The organism is Prevotella sp. AGR2160 (assembly GCF_000424185.1).
GTDB lineage: Bacteria > Bacteroidota > Bacteroidia > Bacteroidales > Bacteroidaceae > Prevotella.
In genome coordinates, this window is record NZ_AUJK01000029.1 from 1 (window position 1) to 16,945 (window position 16,945).

Genomic DNA, 16,945 nt, shown 5'->3' on the forward strand with positions numbered 1-16,945 from the left:
GAGACGAGGCTTCCGAAGAGAAACAGGTCTGTTTCTTCGGCGAAGTCTTTTGGTCTACGAGTACCTGCCGTTTCGCCTCTCTTACGGAGACAGAATGCTCCTTCATCCACTTGCACATGCCGCGGCGGTTGATGTGGTATTTTACTTGAAGTGAGGACAGGCATGAAGAAGGGTCCTTCTTCAATGCCACAAGGAACTTATTCCATACTTGTTCATAGCGTTCTGCTGCTGTCATAACATTACGGTTTGATTTATCGCCGCAAAGATAATGAATCAAAATGATCCACACAAGGCTGCATCGCGGATACGCTTACATACCTTCACTCCACGTGGGGATGCTATCAAAGAGCTCTTCATATATGTCACTCTTGGCAGCAAAATGAAAAAAAATTATACTTTGCTGACAAAACAAGACAGAAATGGCACACGCGAGGGCGGCTGTGCACGTGGGCACGCTTGTTGCAATATCACGGGTGAAGTTCGGAAGTCGGACGAAGGACAACGCAAGGCGTCCGGAGGACGATGGACAGGCTGAGGATAAACAAAGGTTTAAAACATAATTAGGAGGTTTGCTTTATGATGTTACCAATGTTGAGTGATATGAATTCTTGGTTGGATAATGATTTCGATGATATGTTGAACACCAACTGGATGCCGCGCGTGAACGCTACGGCGCCCGCTATCAACGTCAAGGAGAATGCCGATGCCTACGATGTAGAGTTGGCTGCCCCGGGCACTACGAAGGAGGACTTCAAGGTGAACGTTGACAATGATGGTAATCTGATTATCAAGATGGAACACAAGGAGAACAAGAAGGACGAGAACAAGAAGGAGCACTATCTGCGCCGCGAGTTCTCCTACAGCAATTACGAACAGGCACTCTCGCTGCCTGACGATGTTGAGAAAGACAAGATCGCAGCAAAAGTTGAGAATGGTGTGCTGCATGTAACGCTTCCTCGCACTCATAAGGCAGAGAAAGAGACCAAGAAGATTGAGGTCGCATAACGATATCAACTTTCTTAGAATAAATCAGGGGATTGTCCACGAGGGCAATCCTTTTTTTTATTTCTTCAAAAATTAATCATCTGGATTTCCCTTTACCGGCTATTCAACGACCTCTTTCTGGCCAATAATAATATAAAGACCCCGTTACAGTTTTTTGTCTTCCGAGATTCGCATACTTCCATTAAACTTTTTAATCTCAATATTTCCCCTATTTTTATATTTTTTAGTATCTTTGCACGGTAAACTTAATCAACGTGCGTAGGGCATTCATCTTTTTTTATATTGTCTTCCTCATCCTTCTGACCGGGGGAAGGAGCTGGGCGGCATCAACAGCGACATTACGGCGCAGTCTATTCATGACGGCGAACATCAACACTGCTGAGGGCTTGTCGAGCGCCCGTACCTATTCCGTCGTCGAGGGACGGGACGGGGCGATTTGGATAGCCACGAAGGCCGGTGTGGATCGGTATAATGGCCAGACGGTGAAGAACTACCGCCTCTCGGAGAGCCTGCGCTATTGTGACGCCAGCGGACTGACGATCCGTCTCTTCCATACGCCGCAGGGTGACCTCTATGCCTATGACAACAAGGGACATATTTATACCTACAGCCCTTTCCTCGAAACATTTGTACTCCGATATAACCTCGCCAGTCTTATGGGTGGCTCATGGATAGTCAATGCCGCAGCCCTCGATCACCGTGGAACTCTGTGGGTGGCTACCGACCGCGGACTCTGTCGTGTGTGTCGGGAAGGAAGAGCCTCGCTATTGCTTCGTGGCCATTATCTCTACGATGTGGAGTCACTGTCTATGGGCCTGACCATTGGCGCTGCCGACGGCGTCTATCTCCTCCGAGGAGCCCAAGTCAGAAAGGTGACGTCCGACGCCGCCGTTCTATCCATGTATGAGGACCGCGCCCGACATCTGATATGGCTGGGTACGTTCCACGATGGCGTGAAGGTTTATCGCAGCGATACCTTCCGGCCGGTGCCAGTTGTCGGTTTGGAGGCTGTCCCGCAAATGCCGGTACGGGCCCTAATTGTCTGGGACCATCGCACGCTGCTCTTCGGCATCGACGGCGCGGGAGTCTATAGCTATGATTTCCCAACCCATAAGGCCCTTCCGTTGCTCAACACCGACGGACGGCCCGACAACAGTCTTCAGGGCAATGGCGTCTACTGTCTCCTCCGGGACCATACGGGCAACCTATGGATTGCCAGTTATACGGGTGGTATAGACCTTGCCTGTCCCACGGGCAATGACTTTTCTTTCGTCCGTCATGAATATCTCAATTCCCAAAGTCTGATCAACAACAGTGTCAACGATATCCTGATGACTCCAGACGGCAGACTGTGGTATGCCACCGATGATGGTATCAGCATCTACGACGGAAAGACCGGCCATTGGGCCCACACCTTATATAATAAGGTAGTGCTCAGTCTCTGTGCCCTGCCTTCGGGCACCATTCTCGCCGCCACCTATGGCAATGGTGTCTATGCCGTCAACGGGGGAGAAGGCCGGCTGATCTATGGCACCGCTTTAGGAAACCTGAAGACTAATTATGTCTACAGTCTCTTGCTGGACAGCCGTGGTGGACTGTGGATCGGTTGTCTCGATGGTCCGCTGACCCATGTCACCGGCTCCCGTCGGGAAGAATATCCCATACAGGAGATACAATGCATGGTGGAGTCGCCGGATCACCGCACCGTCATCGTCGGTACAACCCATGGCTGTTACCGCATCAATGAGACCACTGGCCGCCAGACCCGATTCTTTTATCCCGAACAATATCCCGGAGCCATCTACAACTATTTCGTCAACGCCCTCGCCTTCGACGGTCCTGACCGCCTATGGATTGCCACGGATGGTGGCGGTCTGTACTGCTATCATCCCTCCACCCGTCGTGTGGAGAATCTTACGACCCATCAGGGACTCCCATCAAATGTTGTCAGTTCCCTGATATGGGATGATCGTCATCAGTTATGGATGGGTACGGACCGTGGTCTCGCCTGTCTGCATGGACGTACGGTGGGACTCGTCAACTATGTGAAAGGATTCGAGTGTGAGTACAAGCGTATGGCGGCAGCATATCTCCGTGGCGGTCGGCTGGCTTTCGGCAGTTGTCAGGGAGCTGTCATCATCAATCCCCGGCAGATCCTTGGCCTTAGTTATGAGGCGCCACTGCGTATCACCGATATCCGTGTAGAGGGCGTCCCTGTCGACAGTGCCTGGCGCGTAAGGTTCTATCCGATGTTCCGTCGGCATGAACTTACGCTCAGCCATCAGGAGAACACGCTGACCGTTTCTTTCGAAAGTATCAACTACCGTTGCCGCAACGACATAGAATATCAGTGTTTCCTCGAGGGTTTTGACCACCAGTGGAGCGCCCTCTTCCCCCAGCAGGATGTCCGTTTCGCCAACCTTCCTCCCGGCGACTACACTCTCCATGTGAAGAGTGTCAGCAAGAGCAGTCTGCAGGTGCTCGGCGAGGCCACGCTGCACATCACCATCCATGAGCCGTGGTGGAACACGCTATGGGCCTGGACAGCCTATCTGCTGCTCATAGGATGGCTCGTCTATATGGGCTGGGACTATTACCGCGGTCGACTGCGCCAGCGCTATGACCGTGAGAAGATCGATTTCTTCATCAATACAACTCATAACATCCGTACACCGCTGACCCTCGTCCTCGCTCCCTTGCGTGATATCGCTGCCGACGACACACTCTCCGCCCGTAGCCGGAAGTTTCTGCAAATGGCCCGGGAGAATGGCAACCGCCTAATGACGATGATCTCCGGGTTGCTGGACTTCCAAAAAGCGGACATCGGGCACCACGAGGATCATCCGCAGCTGCTCAGCGTCTCTGCCATTCTTCATGAACAGCAGCATCGCTTTGACTTGGTAGCCTCAGAGAAGGGTATCCAACTGACGACGGAAAGTCCGGACGAGGACCTACTGTTGATGGCCGACAAGACCATTCTCGACCTTGTATTCGAGAATCTCATCTCCAATGCCATCAAATATACGCCCCGTGGCGGTACCGTCCTGCTCAGAGCGACGGCAGCAGCCGGCCGTCTGTCCCTTGCCGTCTGCGACACGGGCATCGGCATTCCCCGTCAGGACCGCCGCCAATTGTTCTCCTCCTTTTTCCGCGCTTCCAATGCCGACAAGGGCAAAGGATATGGCCTCGGTCTGCGCATCACGCGCCAACTCGTCTCTCGTCTGGGCGGCGAGCTCTCCTGGACGAGCGAGGAAGGACGTGGTACCACGTTCACCGTGACATTGCCCCTGCTGTCGCCTCACCAGGCCACGACGGAGACATCGGGAGAGGAAAAGGGGAAGGATACGCTGCTCTTCGTCGATGACAATGAAAGTCTGCGTCAATATATGCGCATGGCTTTCTCACCACGTTATCACGTGGTGACGGCGTCTGATGGCGAGGCTGCCTTAGCCTATCTGCGTGATGGTGTCTGCGATATTGTCGTCTCCGATATCATGATGCCCGGCATTCAGGGAGACGAGCTCTGCCGCCGTATCAAGGAGAACAAGGACACGGCGTGGCTTCCCGTGATCCTCCTCACGGCCAAAAGCGGTAAGGACTTCATGATCGACGGCCTCCATCAAGGAGCAGACGATTATATCGCCAAACCTTTCGACGCCGATATTCTGGCCGAGAAGATCTCCTCCATCCTCGCCAACCGCCGCCGACTGAGCGACTATTACCTCCGGAAGAGCATGGAACAGGCCCGGCAGACGATGAAAAAGCGAAAGAATGCCGCATCGCCCACTTCTACATCTTTAGCGGACAGCGGAGAGGACGTATCTTCCTCACCTTCCGAGCCCGTTGACCCCAAGGACCAGGCGTTCGTCGCCAAGGCTACGCAATTGGTCCTCGACCATATCAGTGACAACACATTCACCATCGACCGCCTCTGCCGGGAGATGGCGATGAGCCGTACCCTTTTCTATGGTCGTCTGAAGACGCTCACAGGTCAGTCACCCCAGGACTTCATCCGTCTGCTACGCCTGGAGCGTGCCGCCACCCTCTTACGCGACGGCGTTCCCGTCCTCGATGTTTCCATCCGTACAGGATTCGTCAATGCCAAATATTTCAGTACGGTATTCAAGAAACATTTCGGCGTTTCACCGAGTAAATACCGTTAATGTCAGATTAGAAACCTTTTCTGTCAGCTATCAAACCCATCTGATACCTTCTTTCCCGTACCTTTGCCGTCGAAACAACAATCATCTAAAAACGTATGAACGGCAAACTATTCAATGTATTGGTTCTGAGTCTCTTCACGGCTATTTCCATGAAGGCCCAGAATTACAAACTGGTGTGGAGCGATGATTTCAACGCCAACACCTTGGGGAAGAACTGGAATGTGGAAACAGTTGCTTCCCCTTATAATCATGAACTGGAGTACTACACCCCCCGTCAGGAGAATGTGACCGTCAAAGACGGCAACCTAATCCTCACGGCTCGTCGTGAGCATTATGGCGACAAAGCCTTCACATCCGGCCGTGTCAACAGTCGTCAGAAAGTTTATTTCGCCCATGGCATGATTGAGGCACGCATCAAACTGCCGCGCCTCTCCAATGGTCTATGGCCCGCCTTCTGGATGATGGGCGAGGATGATGATGTTCACTCCTGGCCTGCCTGCGGTGAGATCGACATCATAGAGATGGGCGAGCATGGCGGTATCAGTTACGGACAGTCTGACCGCTGGGTCGGCGGCACCATCCACTGGGGCGAAGACGCGCAGCATCACCAGCAATGGTCCGACCAGGGACAGCATGCCTACGACTATACCCTTGCCGGTGACGACCAATACCATATCTATACGATGACATGGGATGACACTTATATAAGAATGTATATTGACCATTCCAACAAGCCGTATTTCACAGCCGCCATCAACAAGCGTATCGATTCCCGTATCACATCGGACATTTATATGCATAAACCTTTTTATATACTCTTCGACCTCGCCGTCGGCGGTGATTTCACCGGCATTCTGAGTCCCGAAGGCATCACTGCCCTTGCCGACGAGGGCAGCGAGGCGAAGATGTATATCGACTACGTCCGTGTATACCAAGAGAAAGGTCAGGAGAATCTTGTCTGTCCTGACCGTCATTAATCCGCATTAAAAGAACTAAAGCATATGAATCAAAACAATCTAAGACTAACACGCCTCGTCTGTATGGGTCTTCTCTCCCTGGGAGCCTTACAGCAGGCCAATGCCGGTACGGCCGCCAGCGCCATCACACAGCAGGCCACGGCCATTCAAGGTATCGTCACCGATGGTACGGAACCTATTATCGGGGCCACCATCAAGGCTGTGGGATCCACAGACGGCACCGTCACCGATCTCGACGGTAAATTCTCCCTTGACGTGAAGCCCGGGACCCCACTCGTCATTAGTTATGTAGGTTATAAGACCATCACCGTCAAAGCCACAGCTCATATGACCGTGACCCTCCATGAGGATGCGAAAAACCTGAAGGAGGTCGTCGTCACGGCCTTGGGCATCAAGCGCGACCGCAAGGCCCTCGGCTATGGTCTTACGGAAGTCAAGGGCTCCGATCTTCAGAAAGCCAAGGAGACGAATGTCATCAACTCCCTTGAAGGAAAGGTCGCCGGCCTCGTCGTTCAGGGCACTGCCGGTGGCGCCTCCGGCTCTACCCGTGTCCTTCTACGTGGCAATACGGAGATAGCCGGTGACAACCAGCCGCTCTATGTCGTCGATGGCGTGCCTCTTGATAATACGAATTTCGGCAGTGCCGGTACTTCCGGTGGCTATGACCTTGGTGACGGCATCTCAGCCATCAATCCCGATGATATCGAGTCGATGTCCGTATTGAAAGGTCCCGCCGCCTCCGCCCTCTATGGCAGCCGTGCCTCTCACGGTGTCATCCTCATCACGACGAAGAAAGCCAGCAAGGCGAAAGTCAGCGTGGAGTATAATGGCTCCATGACCTTCGACACGCAGTTGGCAAAATGGGATAACATCCAGAATGTCTACGGCCAGGGCTACAACGGCCAGTATGCCTCCACGGCAACATCGGGCACGAACAGCAGTTGGGGTCCCAAGGCCGACAACTTCGGCGTGACCTATTTCGATGGTGTCACCCGTCCCTTCCTGATGTATCCCGACAACACGTCAAACTTTTTCCGCACGGGCCTGACGGCGCAGAACTCCGCCATCCTCTCCGTAAGCAGCGGCAAGACGGGTGTGCGCTTCTCCTTCACCGACATGCGCAACAAGGATATCCTCCCCAAGACCCATATGAGCCGTGACAACTACAACCTCCGCGTCACCACGTCGGCAGGTCCCGTCGACTTCGACTTCAACGTGGCCTATACCCGTGAGGATGTGAAGAACCGTCCGGCTCTCGGCGACTCCCAGAGCAATGTCGGCAAGAACCTCATGACCCTCGCCGGCACGTACAACGAGGACTGGCTGCGCCACTATGAAAATGCCGACGGCTCCTATGCCAACTGGAACGGCAATGATATGTACAATATCAATCCTTACTGGGATTTATATAGGAACCGCAACACCTCAGGCAAGGATGTCTTCCGTCTCACCGGCAAGGCCATCTGGAACATCAATAAGCACTTGAAACTACAAGGCACCATCGGTTCGAACATGAACTTCATGAATTTCGAGGACTATTCCGCCAAGACGACACCGGGCAACATGGCCGGTACGCTGCAGACCGACAAGTTTGAGAACAAGACCATCAACGCTGAACTCCTCGCCCTGTATAACAACTCCTGGGGCGACTTCGACTTCAACGGTACCCTCGGCGGCAATATCTACCGCGTGAGCAACAAGACGACGACGCTCTTCGGCTTGAGCCAGCAGATGGATAATGTCATCTCCATCGCCAACTACTCTGAGCAGAGCATCATCCCCGACCAGTATAAGAAGCAGATCAGCTCGCTTTATGGCAATGCCAGCATCGGCTACCGACATACCTACTATCTTGAGGGCACCCTCCGCGGCGATAAGTCATCGACGCTGCCGGTGAACCACAACGTATATGTCTATCCTTCCTTGTCGGGCAGCTTCGTCTTCTCTGAGCTGCTGAAGAACAAGAAGATCATCAACTACGGAAAGCTCCGCGCTTCCTGGGCCAAGGTGGGAAGCGACACCGATCCTTACAAGCTCGCCCTTAACTACAAGACAGGCCAGTACAGCTACAGTGGCTATACCATCGGGTATATCAATAACACGGTGATGCCCAACAAGGACCTCAAGCCGACGATGACCAACTCCTTTGAACTCGGCCTCGAGGCCAAGCTGTTGAACAACCGCATCGGCGTCGACTTCACCTATTATAATCAGATGTCGAAGGACCAGATCATCTCACTCGCCTCTTCCGCCGCCTCCGGTTACGACTACCGCCTCATCAATGCGGGAAAGATCCAGAACAAGGGTATCGAACTGGCCATCAACGCACGTGCCGTACAGTATAAGGATTTTGCATGGGATCTCGGCATGAACTTCTCCAAGAATGTCAACAAGGTGAAATCACTCACCGACGGCATGGACTATTTCGAGCTTGAGAAGGCCACCTGGTGCAATGTCTCCGTAGGTGCTGAGGTCGGCGAGAAATACGGTTCCATCATCGGTCCAGACTTCAAGCGCACCGCCGACGGACAGATGATTATCAACGCCAAGACCGGTCTGCCGGAAGTTGACTCGAAGACACGTACCCTCGGCAATGCCTCCTGGGACTGGACGGGCGGTTTCTATTCCACCTTCTCCTATAAGAACTTCCGTCTCTCCGCCTCCTTCGACGTGAAGGTTGGCGCCGACCTCTTCTCAATGTCCATGCGCTCCGCCTACGCCACGGGCCGTGCTAAGGAGACCCTCGCCGGCCGTCAGGAGTGGTACGACTCCGAGGAAGCACGCCAGGCTGCCGGCATGACCATCGACCAGTGGCGTCAGTCTGGCAACTGCAAGGGATATATCGTCCCCGGTGTCATCGACAATGGCGACGGCACCTACCGTCAGAATGACATCCCCGTCAACCCGCAGAGCTTCTGGCAGAGTGCCGCCACCAACTGCCCGAGCATGTTCATCTACGACAACTCCTACGTGAAATGTCGTGAGATCACCTTCGGCTACACCTTCCCGCAGCATCTCCTGGGAAAAGTCATCAAGAGCATGACGGTATCTTTCGTGGCCCGTAACCCGTTCATCGTATGGAAGAACATTCCGAATATCGATCCGGACTCCGGTTACAACACCTCCGGTCTCGGTCTGGAGTATGGCTCTCTGCCCTCCCGCCGCAGCTACGGCATGAACGTCAATATTAAGTTCTAACTCAAAGACAAGTAAAATGAAAACGATATTAAAAAAACATAGTCGGATCTTACATCTGATGATAGGAGTCATGGTCGCCGCCTTCACCTGCATTTCCTGTTCCGATGACACCATGGAGACGTTGAACACTGACGGCTCAAAGGCGTCCGCCATTGATCCCAATGCACAACTGACGACTTCTCTGTTGCAGACCTACGGCGATTTCTCCCTCATGGATACCTACCGCAGTTATATCAGCGGCTTCACGCAGCAGTTCGCCGGTGGCTGGAATGTCACCAATTATGCCGGGTCTGTCCATGCCGACAACGATCAGGAGAGTCTCGCCTGGTCCCGTTACTACTCCATCTCCATCAAGAACCTCGTGGATGCTATCTCGAAGACGGCCGACCAGCCTAATGTCAATGCCGCCCTGCGTATCCACCGCATCTACCTCCTCTCCTTGCTGACGGATATCTATGGTGATGTCCCGGCAACGGAGGCCGGCAAGGCTTATACCGCCGGCATCGCCAACCCGCGCTATGACAAACAGCAGAACATCTACTCCTACTTCTTCGATGAGCTCGACTCCTGTGAGCGACAGCTCGGCACGGGCACCGACAATATCACGGGCGACGTGACGAGCCTCGGGGGAAATATCAGCAAATGGAAGAAATATGCCAACTCCCTGCGTATGCGCTACGCCATGCGTATCTCCGACGTCGACCCCCAGAAGGCCGAGCAGGAATTTGAGAAAGCCTACAACAGTCCCGACGGTTTCATCGCCTCTACCGATGAGGATGCCTACGTGAAATACCTCAACAAGCCATTCACGCTCTATGAGGGTGCGCGGAAATATGACTTCCGTGTCAATGCCTTCAGCGAGATCCTCTACGGTCAGGACGCAACCTCTCCGTCCTTCATCTGCTCTACGTTATTCAACATGCTGAAAGACAACAACGACCCGCGCCTCTACCGCATCTGCCGTCATTATATCAACACGGCACGCTCCAATATCACCCCAAGCAGCGATGGCAATATCGATGTTACGGATGAGGTCGTGGCCTATCTGAAGCGTAACAACATGGAGGAGTCGCCTTGTAATCCCGGTGCCGCATGGTATGACAACTGGGTGTCGGCACCTGCCAACAGTGAGATACCTACCTTGGACAACCTGGTGAAGAACAATCCCTCTGTAGGATATGACGCCAACAATGCGCCGGCACGCATGATGCGCCCGTTCCTCTCCATCGACTTCGAACAGCCCGACAACCCCGGCATCCTCATCACCTCCGCGGAGGTCAACTTCCTCCTCGCCGAAGCCAAGACGAAAGGCTGGAAGGTCAGCGGCAGCGCCGAAGACTATTATGAGAAGGGTATTCGCCAGTCCATGGAGTTGCTCAACGACCTCTATCTGAAGAGCAACAAGATCAGCGAGAAGGAGATCAGCACTTTCATCGACACCCATCACCTCGGCAGCAATCCGAAGGAGGATATCAACACGCAGGCATGGATCCTGCATCTCACCAATCCTTCCGAGGCGTGGGCCAACCTTCGTCGTTCCGACTATCCCGTGCTCATGGACCGTACGAAACTCAGCACCTTTGACGGCTTCACCTACGACGACGCCAACCTCTCGACACCCGTACGCCTGCAGTACCCATCCCTGGAATCCCGTTACAACAAGAGCAACTACGAGGATGCCATCCAGCGCCTCGGTGGCACCGACAACTGGCACCAGCGGATGTGGTGGGATACAAAAGATGGTAATTTCAAATAATAAACATTCAGAAAAATGAGTATGAAACTTTTCAGAAACCAAATAGCCGCCATAGTGGCACTGTTCAGCATGCTTCTGCCGGCCGGAGTGCTTACCTCCTGCTCCGATGATGATCCTTACTTCACGGCTACGGAGGATGACGCGCCGCGCATCCTCAATACGGACCTCGTCTACGACGGCTCACCGCTTTCCCTCAACGGGAAGGCGACGGAGAACTTCAAATACAATGTCATTGTCACACCCGCCAACTATACCACGGTGACCTGGTTCCTCGACGGCGAGCAGATCCATGAGGGCGACAGCATCGACCAGCCGATCCTCGCCGGTGTCTACAACCTGAAGATTGTCGCCACAACAACAAAGGGCAAGTCGACCTCCCGCACCGTCACGCTGACGATAACACCGGGCGACAACGACCCCGTCCTCGGCACGAAGAGCTATGAGCGCTGGGTGGCTCCCGGCGCTACGGCAACGATCCACGACTGCCGGAACATCAGTGATATCACGGGTGTGCTCATCGGCAGCCAGGCAGCAATGGATGTCACCGCCAACGGCACCACCCTGAAATTCACAGCTCCCGCCAACCTTGCCGACAGCACCTACCGCATCGTCCTCGTCGACAAGGACGGCAAGCAGTATGGCGGTGGTAAGATCCAGGTGACGACGACGCCTCCTGCCGAGATGACGCTGTGGGAAGGCCATCACTACGTGTCGTGGGATCTCCCCGATGGTGATGCCCACAAGACGTTCAACCTGCTGGGCAAGGATGTCTTCGCCACGATGAAAGCCGGCACCGTCCTGAAGATCAACTACTCGCTCAACACCGCCGACAGCTATCATCAGCTGCAGGTGATGACGGGTTGGTGGACCGTTCTCCCCGGTACTTCCGTACAGACACTCACGGCCGACGGCTCCATAGAGGTGACGCTCACGCAGGAGGACATCGACCTCATCAGCGCTCAGGACGGCTTCCTCATCGGCGGCCACGGCTTCTATGTCGACCGCATTATCGAAGAATAGTTACTTACACTTTTTATGATGAAACATACAATCCTCTCTCTGATGGCCCTGGTGCTCGCATGTACATCGGTACATGCCGGCACCCCGGCCATTTATCGTGACCCCGCCATTGAACAGAAGGTGGAGGCAATGCTCTCCCGTCTCTCCCTGCGCCAGAAGGCCGGACAGATGGTAGAGCTCGTCGCCGACCTCTTCGGCAAGAATGACGCCGCGGGAGTGTTCCACATCGACAAAGCCCGCACCGACTCCATCCTGAGCCGTTATCAGATTGGCTCCATCCTCAACGCGCCGAACACGACGGCGCCGACAGCCCGTCAGTGGCAGGAATATCTCCGGGATATCCAAGAGAGTTCCATGCGCCTCATCGGCATACCCTGTCTCTATGGCCTCGACCAGAATCACGGCTCCACCTATACGCAAGACGGCACCCTCTTCCCGCAGAACATCAATGTGGCAGCAACCTTCAACCGTGCCATTGCCCACGACTGCGCGGCAGCGACAGCCTATGAGACACGTGCCGTCAGCATCCCCTGGACCTACAGTCCTACCGTCGACCTCGGACGTGATCCCCGCTGGCCCCGTCAGTGGGAGAACTTCGGTGAGGACTGCTACCTGAATGCCGCCATGGGCAGTGCGATGGTCAAAGGCTTCGAGGGTGATGATCCCAATCATATCGATGACTACCATATCGCCGCCTGCATGAAGCACTACCTCGGCTATGGCGTGCCATGGACAGGCAAGGACCGCACACCAGCCTATATCTCTCCCTCGGACCTGCGGGAGAAGCATTTCATGCCCTTCCGTACCGGTGTCCGCAGTGGCGCCCTCAGCGTGATGGTCAACTCGGCCTCTGTCAACGGCATGCCCGTCCATGCCAACAAGACACTGCTCACGGGATGGCTGAAGGAAGGCATGACATGGGATGGTGTCCTCGTCACCGACTGGGCGGATGTCAACAACCTCTATACGCGTGAATGTGTCGCCAAGGACAAGAAAGACGCCTTGCGAATCGCCATCAATGCCGGTATCGACATGGTCATGGAACCGTATAGCGCCAATGCCGTCGACCTCATTGAACAGTTGGCCCAGGAAGGCGCCATCCCCATGAGCCGTATTGATGATGCCGTACGCCGTATCCTCCGCATGAAATACCGGTTGGGCCTCTTCGACCGGCCTACGGAAAATCTGAAGAATTATCCAAAATTCGGCGGAAAAGAATTTGCCAAACTGTCCTATCGTGGTGCCGTAGAGAGTATGGTACTGCTGAAGAATACCGATCACATCCTTCCCCTGAAAAAAGGAACGCGCATCCTCCTTACAGGTCCCAACGCCAATCAGATGCGCTGTCTCGACGGCGGATGGAGCTATACTTGGCAAGGAAATCTCACCGACCGCTTCGCCGGGAAGTATCATACCATCTACGAGTCCCTCTGCGACCGCTTCGGCAAGGACCATGTCTTGTTGCGACAGGGCGTGACCTACGACGAGAAGGGAAGATATGATGAGGAGAATATACCCGATTATGCCGCTGCCGTGAATGCCGCCGACAGTGCCGACATCATCGTGGCCTGCATCGGCGAGAACTCCTATACGGAGACCCCCGGCAACCTTAGTGACCTCACGCTCTCCGCTCGTCAGCGTACGCTCGTAAAGAAACTGGCAGAAAGCGGGAAACCCGTCATCCTCATCCTCAACGAGGGCCGTCCGCGCCTCATCAGTGATATCGAGCCACTGGCCAAGGCCGTCGTCGACATTTTCCTGCCGGGAAACTATGGCGGTGATGCCCTCGCGGCCCTCCTCTCCGGCGATGAGAATTTCAGCGGGAAAATGCCCATCACCTATCCGAAGGAGATCAACTCCCTGGCCAACTACGACTTCAAGAAGAGTGAGGAAGTGGGGACAATGGCCGGGGCCTACGACTACAACGCCCGCATCACCCAGCAGTGGCCGTTTGGCTACGGCATGAGCTACACCTCCTTCGCCTACAGTAATCTGAGGGTGGAGAACGATCATTTCATTCCCGGTGATACGATCTCCCTCTCCGTGGATGTCACGAATACGGGCAACCGGGAAGGCAAGGAGAGCGTGCTGGTCTACAGCAGTGATGTGGTGGCGTCGATGACTCCCGACGGCCGCCGCCTGCGTGCCTTCGAGAAGGCAGACCTCAAGCCCGGCGAGACACGTACCTTCACGTTCCACATTCCCGCCGACGACCTCGCCTTCGTCGACTGGGACGGACAGTGGCGCCTGGAAGCCGGTGAGTTCCGCTTCTCCGTCGCCGACCAGTCCGTCTCCGTATGGTGTGACAAGACGAGGGTGTATGCTGCGGAGCGATAAATCCAATCCACCATGCGCGGAACATCAAGTCCCCACTGACACGGTTGGCAGCAAAATGAAAAAAAAATCATATTTTGCTGATAAAACGAGACAGGAATGACACACTCGCAGAGTGTTGTGCAGGTCGGGAGAATGCCGATGCCTACGATGTAGATAACGATATCAACTTTCTTAGAATAAATCAGGGGATTGTCCTTGGGGACAATCCCTTTTTTTTGTTTGAAAAAGGTTTTTGTAAAAAATTCAACCCACAAAGAGAAATCCGGAAAATTATTCGTACTTTTGTTGCCGAAACTCATCGCAACAAGACTATGATTCGATTTCATGATATCTCCGCGCGCGACCGGGAGCTCATCCAGCGCTACACGCTCAACGGAACGGGGCGCAACTGCGACCTCTCCTTCGCCAACCTCATCAGCTGGCGCTTCCTCTACGACACCCAGTTCGCCATCGTCGACGACTTCCTCGTCTTCCGCTTCTATACGGGCCGCCATCTGGCCTATATGGCTCCCATCGCCAAACCCGTCATCCAGGCCGACGGCACCTACCGGCTGCCGGAGGACAGCAGCTGTCCCGCCACCGTCATCCGACAGATGCGTGACGACGCCATCGCCATGGGACATCCCTTCCTGCTCATCGGCTGCAGCGGTTCGATGACCGACTGCCTCGAGGAGATCATGCCCGACACGTTCACAGTCCGCCCCGAGCGCGACTATTTCGACTATATCTATCTCCGTGAGAAACTCGCCACGCTCTCCGGCAAGCACCTGCAGAGCAAGCGCAACCACTGCAACAAGTTCCGCGCCCTCTACCCCGACTATGAATACCGGCCGCTGACGAAGAGCCTCATCCCCGAATGTCTGCGCCTCGAGGAGAAATGGCGGCAACTGACGAAACAGGATGCCGACGAGGAGGAAGATGCCGAGCTCAGTGAGGAGCTGCGGGCGATGACGCGGGCCTTCGTCAACTGGGATTATCTCGACAGCCTCGGCGGCTGCCTCTTCGTCGACGGCAACCTCGTGGCCTTCACCTTCGGCTGCCCCATCACCCACGACACCTTCGATGTCTGCGTGGAGAAAGCCGACACACGCTATGAGGGAGCCTTCTCCGTCATCAACCAGGAGTTCGCGCGCCACCTCCCCGAGCAGTATGTCTACGTCAACCGTGAGGAGGATCTCGGTGCCGAGGGCCTGCGCAAGGCGAAGCTGTCGTATAAGCCCGCCATCCTCTTGGAGAAATATTCCATCATGGAGAAGAAACCGCTGAGCCTCTTCGAGGATGTCCACCGCATCAAGGCGGAGACGGAGCAGCTCTATGCCGCCACGTTCGATGATGCCGAGGCCTTCCGCAACCTCTATTTCAGTAAGGTATTCACCGATGAGCGGAACATCGTCTGTCAGATCGACAACCATGTCGTCGGCGCCCTCCAGGCCATCCCCTATCCGCTCCGCCAGGGCCGGGAGGAAGTCAACGCCGCCTATATCTATGCCGTCGCCGTCGACCGCAATTACCGCCGCCAGCATGTCGGCAGCAGTCTGATGCGTCAGGCCCACCACACCTTATATTATCGTGACACCGTCTTCGCCGTCCTCATCCCCGCGGAGCCGTGGCTCTTCGACTGGTATGCCACCATGGGCTATACGCAGGTAGTCGATGCCATTGCCTCTCCCGAGGATGTCGTCAGCATGTCCTTCGCCGATTTCGACCGGTGGCAGCGGCAACAGCCCTGTGCCGTACTGCAGACAGCGGCATCCTTCGCCACGGCGCAGGAGGCCCTGCGCGTCTGCCATGAGACGGGCTCTCCCGCCGCACCCGCCATGCTCCGTGTCATCAATGCCCACAAGGCCCTGCAGTCTTATGCCGCCCTCCATCCCGACGAGACGCTGGACCTCCGTGTGTACAACGACAAGGACATCGCGCTCAACAACACCTATTTCCATATCGCCGCCGGCCAATGCCGGCAGACAGACCGTCCGCTCCCCGATGCCCGCTCGCTGACCATCAGTGAGCTCGCCCTCTTCCTCTTCCATGCCTACCACCCTGTGATGACGCTGATGATGAACTGAGAAAATGGAGCATAGATAATTCACCCGCAATGGGGGAATCTCGGAAAATATTCGTATATTTGCCACAAATCAAGACCTCAACTTTCGCAAGTGAATTTTTGTATTTCTAATTTCGCATATTCATGCACGAACATGTGATGGAGATGTGAGTTCCCAGAAATGGCTGCATGCATTAACTCCATATAGTCCGCAGAAACCTGCTCCGCAATTTCTGTGACCTCAACTATAAGATTCCAGATCTTGTCCACAATCGTCATTTCGGCGGTACCTGTTGTTACCTCTCCAAAGAGTCCGCCTATAGTTTCATAGGAATCAAAACGCTTTGCATAATGGCTTGCCGCTCTTCTTGGAGTCGGTGCGGACAGACAGACGTGTTATAAGTTGTCTATTTATGGTGTCCAAGATGTTGCGCCAGTTGACATC

General features: G+C 54.7%; 9 protein-coding genes. 8 read left to right on the top strand and 1 reads right to left on the bottom strand.

Annotation, left to right across the window (positions count from 1 at the left end; all coding sequences use genetic code 11):
- Positions 1-235: hypothetical protein (locus tag G604_RS15310; protein WP_028910759.1), on the bottom strand; the 235-nt coding region annotated here is incomplete at its 3' end.
- Positions 236-600: 365 nt separating this feature from the next.
- On the opposite strand from G604_RS15310, the gene G604_RS0111945 reads away from it, so the two are divergent.
- The 8 genes from G604_RS0111945 to G604_RS0111980 all read left to right on the top strand — a co-directional run bounded on the left by G604_RS0111945 (position 601) and on the right by G604_RS0111980 (position 16,522).
- A complete protein-coding gene (locus G604_RS0111945) occupies positions 601-1,005 on the top strand; it encodes an Hsp20/alpha crystallin family protein (RefSeq protein ID WP_231376157.1) in 405 nt (134 codons plus the stop codon).
- Between the two features lie 356 nt (positions 1,006-1,361).
- Entirely contained in the window at positions 1,362-5,168 is a 3,807-nt protein-coding gene (locus tag G604_RS0111950; protein ID WP_036905685.1) for a hybrid sensor histidine kinase/response regulator transcription factor, read from the top strand.
- 95 nt (positions 5,169-5,263) lie between these two features.
- Positions 5,264-6,145, top strand: coding sequence for a family 16 glycosylhydrolase (locus G604_RS14415; RefSeq protein WP_051220402.1), 882 nt, complete (start codon positions 5,264-5,266; stop codon positions 6,143-6,145).
- A gap of 24 nt (positions 6,146-6,169) precedes the next feature.
- Complete coding sequence (locus tag G604_RS0111960) at positions 6,170-9,343, top strand: SusC/RagA family TonB-linked outer membrane protein (protein WP_028910762.1); 3,174 nt, start codon at positions 6,170-6,172, stop codon at positions 9,341-9,343.
- Between the two features lie 16 nt (positions 9,344-9,359).
- Complete coding sequence (locus G604_RS0111965; RefSeq protein ID WP_028910763.1) at positions 9,360-11,099, top strand: SusD/RagB family nutrient-binding outer membrane lipoprotein; 1,740 nt, start codon at positions 9,360-9,362, stop codon at positions 11,097-11,099.
- A 21-nt stretch (positions 11,100-11,120) separates the two neighbouring features.
- The gene (locus tag G604_RS0111970; protein ID WP_028910764.1) at positions 11,121-12,119 is read left to right on the top strand and encodes a hypothetical protein; all 999 of its coding nucleotides are present in this window, start codon (positions 11,121-11,123) and stop codon (positions 12,117-12,119) included.
- A gap of 18 nt (positions 12,120-12,137) precedes the next feature.
- A complete protein-coding gene (locus tag G604_RS0111975; protein ID WP_028910765.1) occupies positions 12,138-14,456 on the top strand; it encodes a glycoside hydrolase family 3 N-terminal domain-containing protein in 2,319 nt (772 codons plus the stop codon).
- 311 nt (positions 14,457-14,767) lie between these two features.
- A complete protein-coding gene (locus G604_RS0111980; RefSeq protein WP_028910766.1) occupies positions 14,768-16,522 on the top strand; it encodes a GNAT family N-acetyltransferase in 1,755 nt (584 codons plus the stop codon).
- Positions 16,523-16,945 lie beyond the last annotated feature (423 nt).